The 21,600-nt window shown below is 71.2% G+C and carries 17 protein-coding genes; 4 read left to right on the forward strand and 13 right to left on the reverse strand.

Annotation, left to right across the window (positions count from 1 at the left end; genetic code table 11):
* The first annotated feature begins 327 nt into the window (after nucleotides 1-327).
* Both AC1DP1_RS09850 and AC1DP1_RS09855 read left to right on the forward strand, forming a co-directional pair.
* Nucleotides 328-666, forward strand: coding sequence for a hypothetical protein (locus AC1DP1_RS09850; RefSeq protein ID WP_477506711.1), 339 nt, complete (start codon nucleotides 328-330; stop codon nucleotides 664-666).
* Nucleotides 663-1,784, forward strand: coding sequence for an AI-2E family transporter (locus tag AC1DP1_RS09855; RefSeq protein WP_457192331.1), 1,122 nt, complete (start codon nucleotides 663-665; stop codon nucleotides 1,782-1,784). The genes AC1DP1_RS09850 and AC1DP1_RS09855 overlap by 4 nt, the downstream gene beginning before the upstream one ends.
* A 55-nt stretch (nucleotides 1,785-1,839) precedes the next feature.
* Here the strand turns inward: AC1DP1_RS09855 and AC1DP1_RS09860 are convergent, their stop codons facing one another.
* From AC1DP1_RS09860 to AC1DP1_RS09920, 13 genes are all read right to left on the reverse strand, one after another.
* The gene (locus AC1DP1_RS09860) at nucleotides 1,840-5,583 is read right to left on the reverse strand and encodes a 5'-nucleotidase C-terminal domain-containing protein (protein ID WP_477506712.1); all 3,744 of its coding nucleotides are present in this window, start codon (nucleotides 5,581-5,583) and stop codon (nucleotides 1,840-1,842) included.
* A 209-nt stretch (nucleotides 5,584-5,792) separates the two neighbouring features.
* Nucleotides 5,793-7,160 carry an LLM class flavin-dependent oxidoreductase gene (locus tag AC1DP1_RS09865; RefSeq protein ID WP_477506713.1) on the reverse strand — a complete coding sequence of 456 codons (1,368 nt, stop codon included), beginning with the start codon at nucleotides 7,158-7,160 and terminating at the stop codon, nucleotides 5,793-5,795.
* The gene (locus AC1DP1_RS09870) at nucleotides 7,157-8,116 is read right to left on the reverse strand and encodes an aldo/keto reductase (protein WP_477506714.1); all 960 of its coding nucleotides are present in this window, start codon (nucleotides 8,114-8,116) and stop codon (nucleotides 7,157-7,159) included. The genes AC1DP1_RS09865 and AC1DP1_RS09870 overlap by 4 nt, the downstream gene beginning before the upstream one ends.
* A 61-nt stretch (nucleotides 8,117-8,177) precedes the next feature.
* Complete coding sequence (locus tag AC1DP1_RS09875) at nucleotides 8,178-9,476, reverse strand: LLM class flavin-dependent oxidoreductase (RefSeq protein ID WP_477506715.1); 1,299 nt, start codon at nucleotides 9,474-9,476, stop codon at nucleotides 8,178-8,180.
* Nucleotides 9,476-10,585 carry an acyl-CoA dehydrogenase family protein gene (locus AC1DP1_RS09880; RefSeq protein ID WP_477506716.1) on the reverse strand — a complete coding sequence of 370 codons (1,110 nt, stop codon included), beginning with the start codon at nucleotides 10,583-10,585 and terminating at the stop codon, nucleotides 9,476-9,478. Before AC1DP1_RS09880 ends, AC1DP1_RS09875 begins: the two co-directional genes overlap by 1 nt.
* Nucleotides 10,569-11,312: an SDR family NAD(P)-dependent oxidoreductase gene (locus tag AC1DP1_RS09885; RefSeq protein WP_477506717.1), complete on the reverse strand. Its 744-nt coding sequence runs from the start codon at nucleotides 11,310-11,312 to the stop codon at nucleotides 10,569-10,571. Before AC1DP1_RS09885 ends, AC1DP1_RS09880 begins: the two co-directional genes overlap by 17 nt.
* Nucleotides 11,312-12,637, reverse strand: coding sequence for an NtaA/DmoA family FMN-dependent monooxygenase (locus AC1DP1_RS09890; protein ID WP_477506718.1), 1,326 nt, complete (start codon nucleotides 12,635-12,637; stop codon nucleotides 11,312-11,314). Before AC1DP1_RS09890 ends, AC1DP1_RS09885 begins: the two co-directional genes overlap by 1 nt.
* Complete coding sequence (locus tag AC1DP1_RS09895) at nucleotides 12,634-13,866, reverse strand: acyl-CoA dehydrogenase family protein (protein ID WP_477506719.1); 1,233 nt, start codon at nucleotides 13,864-13,866, stop codon at nucleotides 12,634-12,636. Before AC1DP1_RS09895 ends, AC1DP1_RS09890 begins: the two co-directional genes overlap by 4 nt.
* Nucleotides 13,863-14,903, reverse strand: a complete 1,041-nt coding sequence (locus AC1DP1_RS09900) for an ABC transporter substrate-binding protein (protein WP_477506720.1) — start codon at nucleotides 14,901-14,903, stop codon at nucleotides 13,863-13,865. Before AC1DP1_RS09900 ends, AC1DP1_RS09895 begins: the two co-directional genes overlap by 4 nt.
* Entirely contained in the window at nucleotides 14,900-15,721 is an 822-nt protein-coding gene (locus AC1DP1_RS09905) for an ABC transporter ATP-binding protein (protein ID WP_477506721.1), read from the reverse strand. Before AC1DP1_RS09905 ends, AC1DP1_RS09900 begins: the two co-directional genes overlap by 4 nt.
* On the reverse strand, nucleotides 15,708-16,580 hold the full coding sequence (locus AC1DP1_RS09910; RefSeq protein ID WP_477506722.1) for an ABC transporter permease: 873 nt from the start codon (nucleotides 16,578-16,580) through the stop codon (nucleotides 15,708-15,710). Before AC1DP1_RS09910 ends, AC1DP1_RS09905 begins: the two co-directional genes overlap by 14 nt.
* Complete coding sequence (locus AC1DP1_RS09915; protein WP_477506723.1) at nucleotides 16,577-18,178, reverse strand: rhodanese-like domain-containing protein; 1,602 nt, start codon at nucleotides 18,176-18,178, stop codon at nucleotides 16,577-16,579. The genes AC1DP1_RS09910 and AC1DP1_RS09915 overlap by 4 nt, the downstream gene beginning before the upstream one ends.
* A gap of 408 nt (nucleotides 18,179-18,586) precedes the next feature.
* Nucleotides 18,587-19,945 carry an APC family permease gene (locus AC1DP1_RS09920; protein WP_477506724.1) on the reverse strand — a complete coding sequence of 453 codons (1,359 nt, stop codon included), beginning with the start codon at nucleotides 19,943-19,945 and terminating at the stop codon, nucleotides 18,587-18,589.
* A 181-nt stretch (nucleotides 19,946-20,126) separates the two neighbouring features.
* Here AC1DP1_RS09920 and AC1DP1_RS09925 point away from each other — a divergent pair, with 181 nt between their 5' ends.
* Both AC1DP1_RS09925 and argF read left to right on the forward strand, forming a co-directional pair.
* On the forward strand, nucleotides 20,127-20,579 hold the full coding sequence (locus tag AC1DP1_RS09925) for a cation transporting ATPase C-terminal domain-containing protein (RefSeq protein WP_477506725.1): 453 nt from the start codon (nucleotides 20,127-20,129) through the stop codon (nucleotides 20,577-20,579).
* A 14-nt stretch (nucleotides 20,580-20,593) separates the two neighbouring features.
* On the forward strand, nucleotides 20,594-21,595 hold the full coding sequence (argF, locus tag AC1DP1_RS09930; protein WP_457192323.1) for an ornithine carbamoyltransferase: 1,002 nt from the start codon (nucleotides 20,594-20,596) through the stop codon (nucleotides 21,593-21,595).
* The last annotated feature ends 5 nt before the right edge of the window (nucleotides 21,596-21,600 follow it).

Consider the following 21,600-nt stretch of genomic DNA (forward strand, 5'->3'; position numbering starts at 1 on the left):
TGGCGACAGTGCGACCGTCCTCGACCGACTTCAGGTCTTCATAGGCACTCCATGCTGACTCGGTGTCCGCGTAGTCGGCGACGACGAGGGCGTAGGCGCCATCCGTCACGCCGGTGACGATGTCGGCATCGGGTCCGTCCGGGCCCTGGTTCTCCGTCATGACTGCTCCTTGCTTCGTTCCGAGGTGGTCACCTCGCCGATCGTGGCAGCCAGGACCGTGCGGAGGGTCACCCGTCGCGGGGGACCGGTGCGGACGGCGTAGGCGAAACCACGAACGACCGAAGACGTCGCGCGCGGAACATGGCGGTTCGCCCCTATGGTGGCGAGGTGCCCGACGCGCCTGATGACCCCATCGCCTACTCCGCGCTCCAGCCAGGTACGCCCGTGCAGACGAGAGACGGGTCCCAGTTCGCCACGGTCCAGAGGGTGCTGGTCGACGAGAAGGTCTCGGTGTTCGACGGCATCGTGGTCCTGACGGCAACGGGGACAGGTTTCGTGGACGCCGACCAGGTCCACTCGATCTACACGAGCCACGTCCGGACGACGCTGTCCGCAGAGCAGGCCGCGAACCTTCCGCCGCCCGACGGATCCAACCTGGTCGAGATCAAGCCGGCACGATCGATGGGTGATCGGCTCGGCCGCCTCTTCGGACGGCGGAGACGGTGACCGAGGAGGGCGCCGAGGACACGGTTCACGCTGCACGTCGCGCGGCGACGGCGGCCACTCGGGAGTTCGTGCACCTGAGGCTCCCGTCCTGGCTCCGGACCCTCGGCACGGGCGCATGGCTCGTGGTCGGGATCGCCGTGCTCGTCGGGATCGCCCTCTTGCTGCTCGCAGGGGTGGCCTCGCTGATGATCCCGTTGGTTGTCGCCGCGGTTCTCGCCGCGATCCTGGTGCCGGCGGTCGACCGGCTCGAGCGCTGGCGCGTGCCGCGCTGGCTGGGAGCGGCTCTGCTCCTGCTGGTCGGGCTGTCGATCGTCGTGGTCGTCTTCGTGGTGGTCCTCCGGGTGCTCGTCGACCAGGGCTACGACATCTGGCTCGAGGTGACCGCAGGTCTCGACGCGGCCGGCGACCAGCTGGATCCGGGCGCCGATCGCGGCGAGCATCTCGCGACGGTGCTGGCATCGGCGTTGCGCGCCCTCCTCGCCGGCGCGCTGGGCTCGGCGCTGTTCTCCGCGACCGCTCTGCTCGTCGGGGTCGTGCTCAGCGTGTTCGTCCTGCTGTTCCTGCTCAAGGACTGGCACCCGATCACGACCTGGAGCACACATCACGCGGGTCTGCCGCCGCGTGTGTCGAGCGAGCTCCTGGACGGCACCGTCCGGGCGTTCCGGGGCTACGCCCTCGGGCTGACGGAGATCGGCGTGATGAACGCCGCCGTGGTCGGCATCGGGGCCGTCGCCCTCGGCGTACCGTCAGCGGGGGCGATCGCCCTGGTCACCTTCATCGCCTCCTACGTGCCCTACTTCGGTGCCGTTCTCGCCGGCTCCTTCGCGGTCGTGGTCGCACTCGGAGCGCAGGGGCTTCCCATCGCCCTGGCGATGCTGGCGATCGTGCTGCTGGCCAACACCACCATCCAGAACTTCTTCGAGCCCTTCGCGTTCGGGCGCTCACTGCGACTGCACCCGCTGGTGGTCCTCGTCGCCACCACCGCAGGCACGCTGCTCTTCGGATTGATGGGCGCCATCCTGGCTGCCCCGCTCACCTCCGCCTCCCTCAACGCGCTGCGCGTCCTCAGGGAGGTCGGACTCTTCGACGGGGCGACGCCGAGCGATCAGCCCCGCTGATTCCGGGGTGGACCGGCCATCTGCTCGCCGACTCACGCTGACGAGGCTGCACGGGTCAGTTCTGCGTGAGCCTCCCCTCGACCTGCGGGTCGACCGGGCTGTTGGCCGTCACGTAGTCGGTGGCGATCTGCATCAGGTCGTCGCCGGGCTGCTGGACGTCGGTTCCGCCCGCGAAGACCGTGTAGCCGTCACCGCCGGTGAACATGAAGTCGTTGATCACCAGCCGCACCGAGTCGCCGTCGGCGATCGGCGTCTGCGTCCCCCCGATGCCGTCGGGTGTCCTCCACATCCCGTCGACGATCGGAGTGGTGCCCTCGCAGTGGAAGGTCGCACGCAGACCGGAGACCTGCGGGAAGCGCCCGGTGGCGATCGACGTGTTGCACACCGGCGAGAACCCGTTGAGGAACGCCTGCCGCAGCTGTGCACCCGTGACGGTGAGGAGGGTGGTGCGGTTGCCGAACGGCAGCACCGCGAACATCTCGCCCCACGTGATCTCGCACGGCGCCTCACCCGCACTGGGCGGCGAGCAGACGATGTCCTGCCGCAGCCCGCCGGAGTTGGTGTAGGCCGCGTCGATGCCGGGGTACTTACCCAGCATCGCGTCGGCCACCATGTTGCCCATCTCGGACTCGTGCAGCCGGGTCGGGTCGCGCAGGATGTCGTTGGCCTGCGTGCCGATCACCTGGTTGCGCAGGACCGCGGTCTGCGCGTTGGCGTCGTCGACGATCGCCTGGACGTCGGGACGTCCCGCGACGCCGAGCGTCTTGGCGACCCGGGTCGCCCCTCCGGCCCACGCCACGTCGCCGTGGCGCACCATCAGCTGGAGCACGGAGTACGACGCGCCGGCGTTGACGCCCTCGGTGACGAGGATGTCGCCGCGCATCAGGTTCGACACCCGGTGGGTGTGCCCGACCACCATCGCGTCGACGGTCGTGTCCTGAAGCGAGTCGGCGATGTCGAGGATCGGACCCTCCCACGCGGCCCCCGGCGTGTTGCCGACGGGGTTGCTGCCCAGCGCGGTGCCCTGGTGGATGACGACGACCTGGACCTTGACGCCCTGCCGGCGCAGCCGCTCGGACTCGGCCTTGATGCGGGGCGCCTCGTCGAGGAACTCCAGTCCCTCCGTGGCGCCGGCCGCGACGAGCTCCGGGGTCTCCTTGAGCCCTGCACCGATGACGCCGACCTTCACGCCGTTGACCTGGAACACCACCGACGGCGTGACCCAGTCCGGTGCCTCTCCGGTGTCCGCGTCGACGATGTTGGTCGCCAGGAACGGGAAGTCGGCCCGCGCCTGCTGCTCCAGCAGCCGGGCGACGCCGTAGTCGAACTCGTGGTTGCCGTACGACGTGGCGTCGAGGCCCCAGGCGTTCTCCACGTCGATCGCCGGGGTGTCCTCGAGCAGCGCCGAGCTCGGGGGAGAGGCGCCCACGTTGTCGCCGCCGGCCAGGATCAGGCCCTCTCCCGGCAGCGCGGCGAGGTCCTCGTCGAACATCGTCGCGAGGAAGGCCGCGCCGCCCACCCGGGCGTTGATGCCGGCGTCGTACGCCCGCGTGGTCGGGTCGAGCTGGCCGTGGAAGTCGTTCAGGCCCACGATCGACACGGGCGTGTACTTCTTCCCGCCGTCGGACACGTCGAGCAGGACCTTGCCCTGGCTCTGCTGCGGCTCGGGGATCCCGAGCAGGAACGCCAGCGTCGGGGCGAGGTCGATCGATCGGGCGTCGACCTTGCCGTGGCCGATGCCCTCGCCACCGGCGAGGAACGTCGCGCGCATGTTGACGTTGGCCGCCAGGTCCTGCACGTCGGGGACGTAGCCGTGCTGCCCGAAGAAGTGCGAGGGCGCCACGAGCGTGCCGGGCGTCTCCGCGTCGAACTGGTAGGGCGGGTAGGAGAAGACCACCAGGTCACCGGTGCGGGTCGGGTGCGCCATGTCGGCGGTGCTGCCCGGACCGTTGGGGATGTAGCGAGACTCCGCCTTGGTGAAGGCGCGGTCGATGACCTTCCACCCCTCAGGGTTGCCGTCGTGCGTCCAGTCGTTGGGGTCGGTCAGGGCGAGGTACTTCGCCTTGATCGCCGCCACGGTCGACGCCTCGTCGGCCGCTGCGACCTGCTGGAGGCCACCTCCGGCCGGGTCGCGCCCGGCGAGGTTGAGGTAGACCTGCAGCGCGCCGCCGGCCCAGCAGGCCTTGGCCTTGCCGATCGTCTCGCCGGTGGCCGTGCGGCAGTTCGAGGTCTGCGGTCGCGACAGCAGGCCCATCTCGACCAGCGGCAGGCTGGCGTCGATCGCGAGGAACTGCGGCGCGAAGCCGTGGTCGGAGCCGACGAACGTGGTCGGGTCCTTGCCGACCAGCGAGCGCGCCAGGCGCAGCGTCTGGTCGGACTCCTGGTAGGCCTCGCGGATGAACGCGGAGCGTTGCTTCACGCGTCCGTCCTTGACGCCGTCGAGGTCCACGTCGTCGTACGCCGGGTTGGCTGCACCGTTGGGCAGGCGCTTGCTGACCAGGCCCAGGAACTGGTGCTGGAACTCGTCGGTGGTCGGCATGCCGACCATGAGCAGGTCGGGCTCATAGGTCTCGGCGATGTACTCCAGCATCGGCCAGTGGCCGGTGGACCAGTAGAGGCCCTGCTGGACGTAGGTCTCCTCGCTGGTGACGCCCGCCTCGAGGATCGCGAAGTCGGCCGCGGTGGAGGTCGGGAACTCGGCGGCGAGGTACTCGTCGAACTCGGTGTAGCCCGGCTCGCCCGGCCACGTCGGCCAGCTCGCGATCGCGCGGGTCACCGAGGTGTGGAACAGCCGGACGCGGGACAGGTCGGGGGAGAGGGTCTCGACCTTCACCAGCATGCCGGCGGTCTTGCCGGCCAGCGCGCCGCCGACGATCTTCACCTTCACGTCGGCCCACTGGCCCTGCTTCAGGTCGCCGACGGCGTCCGCGCCGTTCTTCGTGGGCGAGAACAGCACCCGGTCGTACTTCGCGCGGCCGTCGTTGCGGCTGTCGTAGATGTAGGCGTTCAGGCCGTACTTGTCGACCGTCCCGTCGAGCACCCGCATCCGCATCTCCTGCGCCGGGCTGTACGACCTCGGCACTCCGCTCCAGCCCGTGGCCGGGGTGGGGGCGGCGGCCGGGAACGGCTCGCGTCCGGCATACCCGGCCGGGTGGTCGAACTGCAGCCCGAACGAGGCGATGAACGGCGCGTCGTCGAAGAGCACGTCGCCCTTCTGGCCGATGAAGTTCGTGGTCACGCCCCGACCGGAGGAGAAGGTCTGGAAGTCGATCGTCGGCCCCTGGATCGAGGCGTTGCGCCCGCCGGCCCACTCCATCTGGGCGACCTTCAGGCCACCGCGCTCGGCCGCTTGCGCGATAGACTCCGCCTGCAGCACGCCGGGGTCGAACGCTGCGGTGCGGGTGGTGCCGAACGGGTCACCGTTCTTGTGGAACGTGTTGTTGGTCGAGCCGGTCACGCCCGGCCACGCTCCGGTCGCCATCGTGTACCAGCCCGCGCCGGTGTTCGGCGGCGCCTGGGTGAGCATGCCGTCACCGCGCGCCTTGACACCGTTCTTGAGGAACTTCCGCATCGTCGGCATCACGCCCTGGTCGGCGTACTTCTCGACCAAGTCCTGACGCATGCCGTCCGAGGCGAAGAAGACCGCCTTGCCCGGGGTGGAGTCGGGCGACGGATGGTGTCCGCCGCCCTTGTGGGCCGACGCGGCGGGCGTACCCACGGCGAGGGCTGCGACGGCGGCCGGGGCCACGAGGGCCAGGGCTGCTGCGATGACGACTGGACGACGGTCTCTGCGGTTCACGGCACCCTCCAAGGCGGGGTGGGAGCCCGTCCCTCAGGGACCGTGCTGCGCCCGGGCGCGGCTCCCCGGGGATGGATCGAACCTCCACCCGCGCTCCGGTGGCGTCAAGGCCCCGCTTGGGTATGTGCCTGCCGCAGGCGGAGCGTCGTCCTTCCGGTCCAGACCGGCACCCACACGGGCGCCGGCCGGGTACGTCGTCGAGGTCCTGGTCAGGCGCTGAGGGTCCGGTCCTCGCTGGGTTCGAGAGTCGGGGGTCGGGAACCGGGACCGAGCAGCTTGTCTCGCAGCGTCCCGGGCTCGTACGCCGTCGGGTAGGCGCCGCGCGCCTGCAGCTCGGGCACCACGTGCTCGATCACGTCGGCGAAGCTGCCGGGCGTGACGACGTAGGTGAGGTTGAACCCGTTCACGTCGGTCTCCTCGACCAGCGCCTGGAGCTCGTCGGCGACCTCCGTGCCGGACCCGACGCTGAGCAGCCCGAGCCCGCCGATCGCGGCCATCCGGCCCAGGTCGCGCACGGTCCACGGCCGGCCGTCGTCGCGCAACCCGGAGTAGGCAGCGGCATAGGTGTGGATGGCGTTGGACGTGATCTCRCCGAGCGGGGTGTCGAGGTCGTGGGTCGAGAGGTCTTCCCCCATCCAGCCCGACACGAGCGCGAGGGCTCCCTCGACGTCGGCGTACTGCAGGTAGTCGGCGTGCTTGGCGTGCGCGGCCTCGGAGGTGGTGTCGGTGATGATCGTGAGCTTGGTGTAGATCCGGACCGAGCGGGGATCACGCCCGGCGTCGGCCAGCGCCGCCCGGGCTCGTGCGACCGTCGCGGCCAGGGAGGCCGGACCGGACGCGCCGACGAAGATCGCCTCGGCGTGCCGGGCGGCGAAAGCGAGGCCGCGTGGCGAGGACCCGGCCTGGTAGATCACGGGGGTGCGCTGCGGCGACGGCTCGGAGAGGTGGTGGCCGGGTACGTCGAACCAGCGTCCGTGGTGGCCGACGGGGTGCACCCGCTCGGGGTCGGTGAACACGCCCGTGGCGGTGTCCCGCACGACCGCGTCGTCCTCCCACGAGTCCTCCCACAGCTTGCGGGCGACCTCCACGTACTCGTCGGCGTGGTCGTAGCGCAGGTCGTGGTCGAGCGGCTCGCCGCCCATGTTGCGCGCTGCGGACTCGAGGTAGCCGGTGACGATGTTCCAGCCGACCCGGCCGTCTGTGAGGTGGTCGAGCGTCGACATCCGGCGGGCGAACGGGAACGGGTGCTCGGCGGACGTGTTGGCCGTGACCCCGAAGCCCAGGTGCGTGGTCACGTGCGCCATTGCCGGCACCAGCAGCAGCGGGTCGTTGACGGGCGCCTGCGCGCCGGAGCGGAGGGACGCGGCCGCCGAGCCTCCATAGAGGTCGTAGTGGCCCAGCACGTCGGCGAGGAAGACCCCGTCGAAGAGCCCGCGCTCGAGCAGCCGGGCCAGGTCGGTCCAGTGGTCGAGGTCGGTGTAGCGCGCCGAGCGGTCCTCGGGGTGGCGCCACATGCCGGGGGACTGGTGGCTCACGGTGTTCATGGCGAACGCGTTGAGCCGGATCCGTCTGGTCACGACGCCACCGGGGTCTCGACGCGGAGCAGCTCGGGACGTGGCGAGCGGTGGCCCCGCACCTGGTCGGCCAGGGCGTCGAGCCGGGTGCGCTGCCCGTCGGAGAGGCGTACGTCGATCGCGCGGGTGTTGCTGCGCACGCGGCTCACCTGCTTGGTGCCGGGGATCGGCACGACGTCGTCGCCCTGGGCGAGGACCCAGGCGAGCGCGACCTGGCCGGGCTCGACGCCGAGCTCGCCGGCGACCGCGCGGACCTCGGCGGCCAGCGCCAGGTTGTGGTCCAGCGCCTGCTCGGTGAAGCGTTCGCGCCCCTGGAGCCGCGCGGGGACGTCGTCGAGCGTGCGGATGGCACCGGTGAGCAGCCCGCGGCCGAGCGGCGAGTAGGGGACGAGGCCGATGCCGAGCTCGCGGGCGACCGGCACGGTGTGGTCCTCGATGTCGCGGCTGAAGACCGACCACTCGGTCTGGATCGCGGCGATCGGGTGCACGGCGTGGGCCCGGCGGATGGTGTCGGGCGCTGCCTCGGACAGGCCGAGGTAGAGGACCTTGCCCTCGGCCACGAGCTCGGCCATCGTCCCGACGACCTCCTCGATCGGGAACCGCGGGTCGGTGCGGTGGAGGTACCAGAGGTCGACGTGGTCCGTGCCCAGCCGGCGCAGCGACGCCTCGATGGCGGCGCGCGCGTAGGCCGGGCTGCCGTCCACGGTCCCCGATCCGTCGACGGCGTAGCCGAACTTGGTGGCGAGCACGACGTCCTCGCGGATCGGCGCGACCACCTTGCCGACGAGGGTCTCGCTGGTGCCTCCGCCGTAGACGTCGGCGGTGTCGAGCAGCGTGACGCCCTCCTCGAGCGCAGCGGCGATGACGTCGCGCGCGGCCGCCTCGTGCTCGGGCTGCACGAGGCTCATGCAGCCGAGGCCGACAGGTCCGACCTCGAGGGGACCGAGGTGACGGGTCATGGGGTGTCCTTCCGGGGAACGGGATGGGGTGGCGGGATCGGTGCTGGCGGTCGGCCGGGGCTCAGCCGACCAGGCGGGAGCGCAGGGTCTCGCCCGGGGCGTACGCTGTGCGGGTCAGGCCGCGGCGCTGGAGCTCGGGGACGACCAGGTCGACGAAGTCGCGCAGTCCGCGCGGCTGCGCCTCGAACATCAGCACGAAGCCGTCCGCGGCTCCCTCGTCGAGCCATTGCTCGAGGTCGTCCGCGACGGAGACGGGGTCCCCGACGAGGGTCCGGTGGCCGAGCGATCCCTCCCGCAGGAAGTCGCCGATCGTGCGGCCCGGCTCGTCGAAGAAGGCGAGCACCGACTGCCGGAACCCCTCGGCGCCACCCGTCGAGGGGGTGGTGCGGACCGAGTCGGGCAAGGGCTCGTCGAGATCGAGGATCGCGGGGTCCACGCCGATGAAGTGGGCGAGGCCGGCCAGCCGGGCGTCCGGCGAGCCGACGAGGTCGTTGAGCTCGGCGCGCCTGGCCAGCGCCTCGTCGCGGCTCCGGCCCACGGTGACGGTGACACCCGGGAAGAGCTTCACCTCGTCGGGGTCGCGACCAGCCTTCTCCGCCCGCAACCGCAGGTCGTCGCGGTAGTCGCGAGCCGAGGCCACCGTCAGCTGTGCGGCGAACACCGCGTCCGCGGTGCGGGCGGCCAGGTCGCGCCCGGCGTCGGAGCCCCCGGCCTGGAAGACGACCGGTCGGCCCTGCGGCGGCGCCGGCACCTGGAGAGGTCCGGCGACGGAGAAGAACTCGCCGGAGTGGTCGATGGCGTGGACCTGGTCCAGGTCGACGAACGTGCGGGTGGCGCGGTCGAAGGCCAGCGACCCGTCCTTCCAGGAGCCCCACAGCGCGCCGACCACGTCGACGAACTCCTCGGCCCGGCGGTAGCGCGCGTCCTTGTCCGGCAGGTCGGTCAGGCCGTGGTTGCGCGCAGAGTTGGGGTCGAAGCTCGTCACGACGTTCCAGCCGGCGCGACCCCCGCTGACGTGGTCCAGCGAGGCGGTGGTGCGGGCGACGGCGTAGGGCTCGGAGAGGGTGGTGCTGATGCTCGCCACCAGCCCGATGTGCTGCGTGGCCGCCGCCAGCGCGGAGAGGGTGACGACAGGGTCGAACGTCCAGCGGGGCTGGCGGCCGGTCTCGGGCTGGAGCGCCGCGAAGTCGGCGAAGAAGACCGCGTCGAGGCGCCCGCGCTCGGCCAGCTCGGCGAGCTCGCGGTGGTAGTCGAGGCTGATGAACGCCCGCGGGTCGGCGTCGGGGAGCAGCCACGCCCCGGCGTGCACGCCCGAGGGCTGCATGTTGACGATGAGCGGCAGGCGCGAGCGTGTGGTCATCAGAAGAACGACCCTTCCGGTGCGGGGGTGCCGTTGAGGGCGTGGTCGCCGAGCACGCGAAGCTTGTAGGAACCCGGGTTGTGGGCGATGACCGTGCGGGCGTTGCGCCAGTGCCGGTCGAGGGCGAGGCCGGAGCGCACCGCCGAGGCGGAGCCCGCGTCCAGCAGGCCCGAGGTCGAGCGGGTGACGAGCTCGTCGACGACCACCTTCGCGCGCGCCGCGTCGAGCGGGGCCCGGCCGGTCCCGAGCGAGCGGGCCGCCTCCAGCACGATCGCGCGGGCGGCGTACGCGTCGGCGGAGAGCCGACCGACGGTGGTCTGCAGCACCGGGTCGCGGCGAGGCTCGACGTGCAGGCCGTGGAAGTAGTTGCGGGTGCGGCCGTGGACCAGGGCCACTGCGTCGCGCGCGCAGGCGGCGGCGATGCCGGCGAGGACCGCGGTCAGGTAGACCTGCGCGAGGGGCGAGGGGCGACCCGCCGGGACGGGCAGCACCTCGTCCGCCTCGACGCGGACGCCGGTGAACGTCGTGGTGCCCGACGCGGTGAACCGCTGGCCGAACCCGTCCCAGTCGTCGTGGCGTTCGACCCCGGCGCGATCGGTCGGCACGACGGCGGTCCGCACGCCGCGCGGGGTCGCGGCCTTCACGCAGATCCGGTCGCAGTAGAGGTTGCCCGTCGAGTAGTACTTGACCCCCTCCAGGACGAACCCGTCCCCGTCGGCTGCCGGCGTCAGGGTGGTGCCGAAGTCCTCGGCTCCGGCCCGCGGCATGTCGCTCTCGCCGAAGCCCATGCCGAAGAGCAGCCCCTCCGCGACCTCGTCGAGCCAGCGTCGGTGCGCGTCGGGGTCGAGGAGCGCGGCCTCGACGAACAGGAAGTGGTTGCGCAGCAGGTGGGCGACGTTGGCGTCGGCGGTCGCGAGCTCGATGGTGGCCTCGACGAGGTCCACCAGCGACGCGCCGTCGAGCCGCAGCGCGCCGTAGCCGGACCTCGCGAGCAGGCGCACCTCGACGTGGGGCGCGCGTCCGGTGCGCTCCCGCTCGAGCTCGCCCGCCGCCAGGTCGTCGAAGAGGTGCCGGAACGGCTCGGTCGTGAGCTCAGTAGTGGACGACACCCGGCGTCCCTCCGCCGACGGTCACGCCGTCGCCGTTGATCGCCACGCTGCGCGGCGAGGCCAGGAACGCCACCACGTCGGCGACCTCGGACGCCTCCACGATCCGTCCGATCCGGGTGTCCGCGGTCTGGAAACCGTCGGGACCGGTGCGGGTGGGACCGGGGTGGACGACCGTCACGTTGACGCCGTGCGGGCCCAGCTCCTCGGCCAGGTTGGCCGTGAGGCCGGTGACTCCGGCGTTGCGGATGGTCCGGACGATCGACCGGGTCTCGCGGCCCCCGGTGCCGCCGAGGTTGACGATCCGGCCCCAGCCCTGGGCGACGAGGTGGGGCGCGACCGCCCGCGCGGAGCGGAGGTAGCCGACCAGCTTGGTGTCCACGTCGTCCCAGAAGACGTCATCGCTCGTCGTGGCCAGGTCCGGCATGTGCCGGCCGACGCTCTGGTCGGAGGCGGAGTTGACCAGGATGTCGACACCACCGAGCAGCTCGACGGTCCGTGCGACCAGCGCCCGCACGGCACCGTCGTCGCGCACGTCCGCGACGACGGCGTACGCCGACCTGCCGGTGCGCTCGGCGACCTCGGCGGCGGCCTTCTCCAGGGTCTCGGCGGTGCGTCCGGCCAGCACCAGGTCGACGCCCTCCGCAGCGAGCGCGTGCGCGATCGGCAGCCCGATCCCGCCCGCGCCGCCGGTGACGATCGCTCGCTTGCCCGTCAGGTGCAGGTCCATCAGACCGCCACCTCCACGGTGCCCGCGGGCTCGGGGATGCCGAGGTTGCCGCGGAGCGTGGTGGCCTCGTAGTCGGTGCGGAACAGTCCTCGTCGCTGGAGCTCGGGCACCAGGTGGTCGACGATGGCGGTCAGGCCGTCGGGGAAGACGTCGACGTTGAGGTTGAACCCGTCGGCGCCCCGGCCGGTGAACCACTCCTCGATCGAGTCGGCGACCTGCTCGGGCGTGCCGACGATGCTGCGGTGACCGTTGGGGTTCTTGTCGAGCAGCTCGCGCACGGTGAGGCCGTCGCGGCGGGCGAGGTCGAGGATGGCCGAGGCGAACCCCCGGCTCAGGCCGCCGGACGCCTTCTCGATGCGGTCCCAGGGCGGGGACTGGTCGAGGTGCAGGTCCTCCTGGTCGATGCCCAGCGTGGTGCTCAGTGCGGTCAGCTCCTCGTCGAAGCCGGCCACCTCGTCGAGCCACGCCTTGCGCTCGCGGGCCTCGGCCTCAGTGCCCCCCAGTACCGGGAAGAGCCCCGGCAGGATGACGACGTGGTCGGGGTTGCGCCCGGCGGCCGCGGCCTGAGCCTTCACGTCGCGGTAGAAGTCCTGGGCGCTGCCGAGCGTGTGACTGACCGAGAAGACCGCATCGGCGTACGCCGCGGCCAGGGCGGTGCCCTGCGGCGACCCGCCGGCCTGGAGCAGCACCGGCCGGCCCTGGGGCGAGCGGGGCACGCTGAGGGCGCCGTGGACCTCGAGGTGCGTGCCCGTGAAGTCGACCGGGTGGATCCGGTTGGTGTCGGCGAAGACACCGCTGGCCTGGTCGGCAACGAGTGCCTCGCGTTCCCACGACTCCCAGAGCGCCAGGACGACCTGCACGGCCTCCTCGGCCCGGCCGTAGCGGTCGTCGTGGTCGGGCAGGTCGGCGAGGCCGAAGAGGCGCGCCGCGACCGGGTTGCGGGTCGCGACGACGTTCCAGGCGGCGCGGCCGCCGGAGACCAGGTCGAGCGAGGCGGTGGAGCGGGCGATGTTGTAGGGGTGCTGGAAGCTCGACGACTGCGTCGCCACCAGCCCGACGTGCTCGGTGACCCGGGCGACGGCGGTGAGCGGGATGAACGGGTCGAGCGACTGCCACGGCCGGGAGACCTTCGGCTGGCCGTAGTCGAAGCCGTCGGAGAAGAAGACGGCGTCGAGCCGGCCGCGCTCGGCGAGCCGGCCGATCTCCTCGAAGTAGCCGAGGTCGAGGAAGCCGAGCGGGTCCGGCTGGACCCGCCAGGAGGCGGGGTGGCGACCCGAGCTGTTGACGTTGACGTTGAGGTGCAGCTGCCGGCGTCCGTCGGTCATGACACGTGCCTCTCCGGGAGGGTCGTCAGCTCGTCGAGCGAGCGGAACGGGTGGGCGATGCTCCATGGATCGGCGAGGTCGCCGTGCACCAGCCAGCGGCCGAGCGAGAACGGCTTCCAGCGGGCGGCGTCGTGGAGGGTGTGGGTGCGGGCGTCGCGCCAGTAGCGGTCGTAGCCGAGCTCGGGCCGGGTCGAGCTGGAGCCCCCGACCTCGAAGAGGGCGGAGGTGACCTCGAGCGCGGCCCGGGTGCTGGCCAGCTTGGCCGCGGCCACCTCGTAGAACACGTCGGCCACCTCGTCCAGCGCCGACGTCTCGTCGAGGGCGGCCAGGCGTCGGGCGGCGGACTCGACCAAGCGGCGCGAGCCGAGTGTGGCGAGCCTCAGCTCGCCGACGAGGGCCACGCCGAGCACGTCGTCGGCGAACTCCCGTGCTCCGCTGCCCCGCCCGCCGTGCACCCGCCGGGCGAGCCCGACGGTCTCGGCCAGGGCCCCCTCAGCGATGCCGGCGTCGATGGCGGCGTGCACGAGCTGGCCCAGCGCCGAGATGCGGTAGGTCGCCACCGGGTCATCGGTGTGCTCGATGACGGCGAGGTCGTCGACCCGCACGTCGTCGTACTCGGAGACGCCGGAGGCGGTGGTGCGCTGCCCCAGGCTCTGCCAGTCGTCGTGGATGGTGACGCCCGGTGCGTCGGCCGCGACCACCGCAGTGCGCTGCTCGCCCCGCGGCCCGCGCACCTGGACGGCGACGTGGTCGGCGAGCAGGGCCCCGGTGCTGTAGACCTTGCGCCCGGTCAGGCGCCAGGCGCCGGGCCCGCCGCTGAGGGACGACTCGGACTCACCCGGCGGGCGCTCGCCCGGTTCCGCGGAGGCGTTGCCGAGGAACGCGCCCGCGCCGATGCGGCGCAGCCAGTGCTCGCGCTGCGCGCCGCTGGTGCCGAGCCGGATGCGCTCGACGGACATGAAGTGGTTCTGCGGGACCTGGCCCAGGCTGCCGTCGGCCGAGGCCAGCAGCAGGATCGCCTGGACGACGGTCTCCTGGTCGAGCCCGAGACCGCCGTGCTCGAGGGGGACGGTGATCTTCCAGAACCCGATCTCGCGCAGCCGCTCGATCTCGTCACGGGCGTAGCCGCGGTCCCGGTCGCGCCCGGTCGCGCCCGCCCGGACCTCCTCGACGACCTGCGTGAGGTCGTCGAGGAAGGCCGTGGCGGTCGGGAGGGCTGTCGTCGTCACCGGCCCGCGGCCGCGTCGGCCACGGCCTGCTGGCCGTCGTTGTAGCGCGGGTCGAACTCCACGCTGACGTCCGGCAGCTTGGGGATCCCGCCACCGTCGAACAGGCTCTGCGCGACGGCCTGCTCCTTGGCCAGGAGTGAGTCGTCGAACGCCTGGAAGACGCCCCGGCGCACCTCGTACTCGAAGTCGGCGCGTGCGTCGTCGACCTTGAGCTGCTTCTTGAGGATGTCCTTGACCTCGTCGGCGTTGTCGTCGTGCCACTTCCAGTAGCCCGACATCCGGGTGAAGAAGTCCTCCAGCGCGGCGTCCTTGGCGTCGTCCTCGAGCACGTCGCGGGTGGCGGTCCAGACGTTGAGGGCAGGGATCTCGGTCTGCTCGTCGGTCAGCAGGATCTTGGCGTCGCCCGAGGTGAGCGAGGACAGGATCGCGCCCTGGGCGCCGGAGTAGACGTCGACCTCACCGCTGTTGAAGGCCGCGGCGGAGGTGGCGCCGTCGGCGAACTGCGTCGGCTTGATGTCGTCCTCGGTCAGGCCCGCTTGGACGAGGGAGACGAGGTACTGCGCGTGGTTGTAGCCGCCGAAGTTGAAGCCCCAGGTGTGGCCCTCGGTCTGCTTGACGTCGTCGATGCCGGCCGAGGTGCGGACGGCGGTGACCAGGGGGGCGAACTCCTCGCTGTGGGGACTGCGCCAGCCAGCCACGATCTCGAGGGGCGCGTTGTCGGCCGTCCACTCGGTCTTGGAGTTGGCCTGCTCGATGGTGAGCGAGGTGTCGCCCATGTGGCCGAGGTCGATAGCACCGGAGTAGAGCGCCTGGAGGTTGGCCGCCGGGCCGGTGAGGTTGACCCACTCGACGTCGAAGTCGGCGTCGTCGAGCACGCCCGAGGCCTCGATCAGGGCCGGGAACGCTGTGTCCTGGTAGGAGATCGTGAGCTTGGTGGTGCCGTCGGCCGATGAGCCGTCGTCGGTGCCGAAGGCGGCGCATCCGGCGGTCGCAGCCGCCAGCGCGAGGGCGATGAGGGGAGTGAGGAGTCGCTTCATGAGGTGGTTCCGTAGCTCTTTCCGTGGTCGCGGTGAAGGGGGTTGTCCACGCTGAGGTGGGGCGAGACGTGGCCCAGCTGGGCCAGCACCTCACGCTTGATCTCGTTGAACGCGACCGAGGTCGTGTCCCGAGGGCGCTGGACGTCCATCCGGATGTCCGCCCGGATGTGACCGCCCCCGAGGACGATCACCCGGTCGGCGAGGAGGAGGGACTCCTCCACGTCGTGGGTGACGAGCAGGACGCCGGGCTGGTGCTCCTGCCAGAGGGTCAGGACCAGGTCCTGGGCCTTGCGGCGGGTGAAGGCGTCGAGCGCGCCGAAGGGCTCGTCGAGGAGCAGCAGGTCGGGGGAGCGGTAGAGCGCGCGCGCCAGTCCGACCCGCTGTGCCTCGCCCCCCGAGAGGACCTTCGGCCACGCGGTCGCCTTCTGCTGCAGCCCGACCTCGTCGAGCGCGGCGAAGGCACGCCTCTTGCTGGCGGCGCCGCCACCGTCTGCGAGGACCACGTTGCGCCAGACCCGCTGGGCCTGGATCAGCCGTGGCTCCTGGAACACCACGGAGGTGCGCTGGGCGATGGTCGCCTCGCCGGAGGTGGCGTCCTCCAGGTGGCCCAGGATGCGCAGGAGCGTGGTCTTGCCGGTGCCCGACGGTCCGAGCAGTGCGACGAACTCGCCGCGCTCGATGGTCAGGTCGATCCCGTCGAGGATCACCTGCTCGCCGTAGCTCTTGGAGAGGTTGCGCAGCTCCACCACCGGCTCGCCGGTGTGGTCGGTGCGGTCCTCCAGGACCGAGTCGTCGTGCTGCAGGTCAGTTGCCGTCATGGGTGGCCCTCCACGGGAGCAGGACGCGCTCGAGACCTCGCATCACGCCGTCGACCAGCAGCCCGAGGACTGCGTAGACGAGGATGCCGGCGAGGATGATGTCGGTGCGCTGGAACTGGTTGGCGGTGTTGAGGATGTAGCCGATGCCGGCCTGGGAGTTGATCTGCTCGGCCGCGACGAGCGCGAGCAGCGCCGTACCGGCCGCGTAGCGCCAGCCGACGAGGATGCCGGGCATGGCGAGGGGCACGACCACGAGCCGGATGGTCTCCCAGCGGCTCATGTCGAAGGTCCGCCCGACCTCCAGAAGCTTGCGGTCGATGCCGCGGATCGAGTGGTAGGTGTTGAGGTAGACGGGGAAGATCGAGGCACCGATGATCAGCGAGACCTTCGAGGTCTCCCCGATGCCGAACCACACCACGAACAGCGGCACGAGGGCGATGAACGGGATGGTGCGGATCATCTGCAGGGGCGCGTCGTAGACCCGCTCGGCGGTGACCGACAGGCCGGCGATGACGCCGAGCACGAGACCGGCCCCGCCGCCGATCAGCAGTCCGACGCCCGCGCGCTGCAGTGAGATCGGCAGGGCGGCCTGCAGGTCGCCGGCGGCCCAGAGCTCGCGGTAGGCGTCGAGGATCGTCGTGGGCCCCGGCAGGGTGGTGGGGTCGACCCAGCCCCGGCTGCTGCTGAGCTGCCAGAGCACGAGGAGCCCGACCGGCGCAATCATGCGCAGCGCCAGCTGGACCCCGTGCCCCTGGCGACGACCGCCGCCGGTGCTGGGCCGCTTGGGGTCGTAGTGGCGGGTGACGGTCTTGAGCAGCGTGTCCGGGCCGGTGACCGGGCTCTCCTGGAGGGCGGTCATCGCGCCGGCTCCGGTGCCTGGTCGAGGAAGCGCTCGAACGCGAAGTCGTCATCGCCCTCGGAGGAAGGCACCAGCGAGTACTCCCACTCGAAGTACTCGCGGTACCACGCGTCTCGCTCCGGACCGAAGGGCGGCGGACCGGTCTGGTCGACGACGTCCCCGGCGTGCTGCGGGTCGGCAGTGGTGCGCTCGCCGTCCCACGCCTCGATGCCGCCGTCGAGGACCCGTACGTCGCCGAGTCCCTGCACGTCGGCCGCGGCGAAGTGCGGCCGGTAGTGGGTGTCGCCCACGAGGACGACAGGTCCGGTGAGGGTCGGGACCAGCGCCGGGAGGTGCTCGCGACGGGCGTGCACCGAGCCGGGCAGGTGGCCCGCGGCGTACGACGAGGAGCTGCGGAGGTCGAGCACGGCGCCCGCGCCGGCGAGGTCGGCGCTGGTCGCGAGCGGCACAGCGGGCAGGTCGACGGTGGCGACCGGGACTGTTGCGGCACTGCCGTCGTGGACGTGCACGAGCACCGGTCCGTCGTGCAGGTATCGCAGCCACTGGACGGTGCTGGCGCTGCGGACCAGGTCCTCGGTGTCGACCAGGACGACGCGCGCGTGGTGCACGGCGAGGGCCTCGTCGGTGCCCTGCACCAGCTGCCCGCCCTGGACGTGCCGGCTGCCGGGGACGTGACCCGCGGCGTGCTCCTCCGGCGTGCGCACGTCGATGACGTACGTCGTGTGCGCGGCGTCGCCGACGAGCTCGCCGAGCCGAGGGCCGTCGACCAGCTCGACCCCGGCGGACTCGAGGGTCTGCTGCGCCCACTTGCGCAGGCCGTCGCTGACCTCGGTCGGCGCGGCGAGCAGCTCGCCATCTCCCTCGACCCCATGGCCGGACCAGCCACCGGCACCAGTGGTGTCGACGCCCTTGTCCAGCTCGAGTCCGGCCCACGTCCACGCCGGGGTGCCGTTGTGGAGCGAGTAGACCGGGTTGGTGATGCCGGTGTTGATGAGCGACTGGGCGCCCACGATGCCGCGGGTGCGGCCGGCGCAGTTGACCACGATCGTGGTGTCAGGACCGGGGACGGCAGGCAGTCCTCGGTAGGCGAGCTCGGCGCCGCCGCCGGTGTCCAGCCCACCGGGTATGTGGTGGTGGACGTACTCCGCGTGCGGTCGGCTGTCCAGGACGACGACGTCCCTGCCCTCGGCGCGCCAGCCGTCGACGGTGGCGGAGTCGATGGTGGCGGTGCCGAAGGTGTGCTCGATCCACTCGCCGAGGGTCTTGCTGCGGACGTTGGTGCCGGTGTAGACGCGGCCGCCGGCCTCGGTCCACGAGTCGATCCCGGCCTCGAGGATGCCGACGACGGTGTAGCCGAGCTGCTCGAGGATCCGGGCCCCCTGCTCGTCGAGCGAGCGACCCGACGCCAGCACGATCGGGGTGTCGAGGCGCGGCACCAGCACGCGGATGCGCTGCTCGAGCTCGTGCAGGGGGATCCCGGCGCTGCGGGCGAGGTGGCCGGTCGTGCGCTCGAGCGGGGAGCGCAGGTCGAGCACGGCCAGCTCGAGGTCGTCGTCGATCAGGCGGCGCAGGTCGGCGCCGGTCACAGTGGTGGGCATGCGTACCTCGGGTCTCGGGAGGTCGGGCTGCGGTCGATGAAGCCTTACTCTAGTAACTTAGTCGAGAATAGCGGTGATGACGGCCCACGATGTGGAACACGCCGGGCGTGCACGCACGCTCTGTGCGCGGAAACCCTGCTCCTACGGGCGTTTCCGGCCCGGACATGTGTGTGGAGTCACATGTCGAGCGGGCGACGACGTCCCGGACCTACGGCTCCAGACGCACCGAGGCCCCGGCCCCGACCTCGGGCACTGGGAGCCTGGATCCACGCAGCGACGACAGTCGCCTGGCCATCCCACGAGAGACCGGGTATGTCGGACAGCCCGCAGGGCGACAGGGACGGACCGTCCAGCGACTGCTCGTCACCACGCCGTGGTTCGCCCCACTGACCAAACGTGGCCTGGACATCACGACTGATCGGCGTCCTTGGACGAGACATCGTGGACGGAGACCCGTGCCGAGCTCCGGCGCCGCTTCCACCCGAAGTCCAGAACGATGCCGAGCAGCAGGATCGCGACCAGTGCGACGGCCGTTCCGGGCTCCTCGACCAGCGTGGTCAGGGCGAACGCGACCAAGACGACGACGGTCGTCAGGTTGGCGAGCAACAGCAGCCACGTGCTGGCACCCGTCTCGTGCCGGATACGCAGGTGCCCGAAGGTGACGAGGGTGAACACGACCAGCGCGACCGCACTACCGATCGAGGCGATCGCGCTGAGGTCCATGGAGATCGCGAGAACGATCGCCGCCGCCGCCGTGACCAGGATGCCCATGGGTGCGCGCCCCCCGACCCGGTGACCCATCTGCGGCGGAAACTGGCCGATCGTGGCCATCTCCTGTGCGAGACCGGCGGCCGGGAACAGCCCCGAGTTGGTCGCGCCAGCAGTGGCGAACAGGGCCGTGACCGTCATCAGCCAGTATCCGGCCGCCCCGAGCACCGGCTCCGCAGCGACCGCGAGCGCGGTACCCCCGGAGTCGATCACTTCGTCGACGGTGAGCGTTCCGAACACCCCGAGGGCGACGGCGACGTAGACGACGGTCGCGATGCCCAGCGCCAGGTAGATCGCCTTGGGGAGCTGGTGGGTCGGGTCGGCGAGGTCCTTGGCGGTGAAGGTGATGACACCGAAGCCGAGGAAGGCGAAGAAGGTCAGTGCCACGCTGGACACGATGTCTCGCAGGGCGGGATAGCCCGAGAACGCGAGCAGGTCGACGTCCAGGTTCGACAGGGTGGCGATGGAGAACACGATCAGGATGCCGACGACGACCACGACGATCACGGTCTGGGCACGGGCGACGGCGTGGGCGCCGAGGATGTTCAGCACTGACATCACCAGCAGGATCAGCACCGCGAACGGCTTCACCCACTCGTCGGTGTCAGCGAGAGCATCACTCGCGTAGCTTCCGAACGAAACGGCGACCATCGCGGTGATGATCGCGTTGACCGCGAGAAGCAGCCACGCGAGCACGCCCGTGAAGTGGCCGTCCCCCCAGCCACGGACGACGTACTCGAGAAACCCACCCGCGGAGGGATAGCGCGCGCCGAGCTTGGCAAAGGAGTACCCCTGGAGCACGGAGACCCCGCCCGCCAGGATGAACGAGATCCAGACCGCTGAGCCGGCCACCTCGCCGGCGGCGCCGAGGAGCGCGAAGATCCCGGCGCCGACCATGGACCCGACGCCGATGAAGGCGGCCTGCCGGACGGACAGGCTTCGGCTGCCGTCTGGTCCGTCACCGCCGGCCGCCGTCCCACCGTCTCCGGCACCGACCATGGTCCTCAGCCTCCGCCCGACCCTCGCGTCCATCGTGTCGAGAACGGGTCGGACTTCACTCCCCCAGCACGGGTGAAGTGGCCGGGTCACGAGGCGCCTAACGTCCGACTGAGGTTCGCTGGTGGGCGGACCCGCCGAGACAGCCCATCGGTGGAGGCCCTGATGTCGCAGACGGTCCAGGGTGCTGGCAATCGCACTCGGCTTCGACCAGGCCCCCTGCGGCCTGATGGACCGCCCCCCGCGACCCGTCGGTGCGCCAGTCCCGTCCCGCGACAACTGGGTCCGACTCTGCGCCCAGGGTGCGGTGATGACGGTCGGATCGCTGATCGCCCACCAGGTAGGCGACGACCAGGGCGACGGGGTGGTCGCCGCGACGATGCTGCTGACCACGCTGTCGGTCTTCCACGTGTCCGGGGCCCTGGTGTGCCGAGACCAGAGAAACACCGTCTTCGACCGCGACACGCTCCCCGGCATCGTCCAGCTGCGGCGCTACGCCGTCTCGCTGCTCGCCATCAGCGCCAGCTCCCTCGTCGTGGTCGATGAGCTCATCGAGCTCGTCATCCGCCGCCGGGGAGATCTGAGCTCCTCCGCAACCCCGGCCCATCCACTGAGCGTCACCCCGGCCACCACCTGAACAGGGAGAACTCCATGTCGTTCAACCTCCGCCACCGCAGCTTCCTCAAGGAGCTCGACTTCAGCCCCGCTGAGATGCGCTTCCTCCTGAGGCTCTCCGCCGACCTCAAGGCGGCGAAGTACGCCGGCTACGAGCAGCCACGCCTCGCCGGCAAGGACGTCGCGATGATCTTCGAGAAGACGTCCACGCGCACCCGCACGTCCTTCGAGGTCGCCGCGAAGGACCAGGGTGCCCACGTCACCTACCTCGAGCCCAGCGGCTCCCAGATCGGCCACAAGGAGTCGATCAAGGACACCGCACGGGTGCTCGGCCGCACCTACGACGCGATCGAGTACCGGGGCTTCTCCCAGGAGACCGTCGAGACCCTGGCGGCGCACGCCGGGGTGCCGGTGTGGAACGGTCTCACCAACGAGTTCCACCCCACGCAGATCCTCGCGGACGTGCTCACCATGACCGAGCACTGTGACAAGCCGCTGAGGGAGATCGCGTTCTGCTACCTCGGTGACGCACGCAACAACATGGGCAACTCGCTGATGGTCGGCGCCTGCAAGTTCGGCATGGACGTCAGGCTGTGCGCCCCCCGCGACCTGTGGCCGGCGGACGACCTGGTCAAGGCCTCCCGCGAGATCGCCGAGGAGACCGGAGCCCGGCTCACCCTGACCGAGGACGTCGACGAGGGGGTCTCCGGCGTGGACTACCTCTACACCGACGTCTGGGTGTCGATGGGCGAGGACAAGAGCGTCTGGGCCGAGCGGATCAAGCTCCTCACCCCGTACCAGGTGAACCGCGACGTGATCACCCGCACCGGCAACCCGACGGTCAAGTTCATGCACTGCCTACCCGCGTTCCACAACCGGGACACCAAGGTGGGCGAGGACATCTTCCAGGAGTTCGGGATGGACGGCCTCGAGGTCACCGACGACGTCTTCGAGTCCGAGCACTCGATCGTCTTCGACCAGGCGGAGAACCGCCTCCACACGATCAAGGCGATCATGGTCGCCACCCTGGGGGACTGACCTCC

The sequence above is a fragment of the Nocardioides sp. P4_G10 genome (genome assembly GCF_056401175.1).

Excerpts from the sequence above, each read along its gene's own strand:
- AC1DP1_RS09870 (WP_477506714.1), bottom strand. The coding sequence starts at position 8,116 with ATGACCCGTCACCTCGGTCCCCTCGAGGTCGGACCTGTCGGCCTCGGC.
- AC1DP1_RS09885 (WP_477506717.1), bottom strand. The coding sequence starts at position 11,312 with ATGGACCTGCACCTGACGGGCAAGCGAGCGATCGTCACCGGCGGCGCG.
- AC1DP1_RS09900 (WP_477506720.1), bottom strand. The coding sequence starts at position 14,903 with ATGAAGCGACTCCTCACTCCCCTCATCGCCCTCGCGCTGGCGGCTGCG.
- AC1DP1_RS09920 (WP_477506724.1), bottom strand. The coding sequence starts at position 19,945 with ATGGTCGGTGCCGGAGACGGTGGGACGGCGGCCGGCGGTGACGGACCA.
- AC1DP1_RS09910 (WP_477506722.1), bottom strand. The coding sequence starts at position 16,580 with ATGACCGCCCTCCAGGAGAGCCCGGTCACCGGCCCGGACACGCTGCTC.
- AC1DP1_RS09905 (WP_477506721.1), bottom strand. The coding sequence starts at position 15,721 with ATGACGGCAACTGACCTGCAGCACGACGACTCGGTCCTGGAGGACCGC.
- argF (WP_457192323.1), top strand. The coding sequence starts at position 20,594 with ATGTCGTTCAACCTCCGCCACCGCAGCTTCCTCAAGGAGCTCGACTTC.
- AC1DP1_RS09890 (WP_477506718.1), bottom strand. The coding sequence starts at position 12,637 with ATGACCGACGGACGCCGGCAGCTGCACCTCAACGTCAACGTCAACAGC.
- AC1DP1_RS09915 (WP_477506723.1), bottom strand. The coding sequence starts at position 18,178 with ATGCCCACCACTGTGACCGGCGCCGACCTGCGCCGCCTGATCGACGAC.
- AC1DP1_RS09875 (WP_477506715.1), bottom strand. The coding sequence starts at position 9,476 with ATGACCACACGCTCGCGCCTGCCGCTCATCGTCAACATGCAGCCCTCG.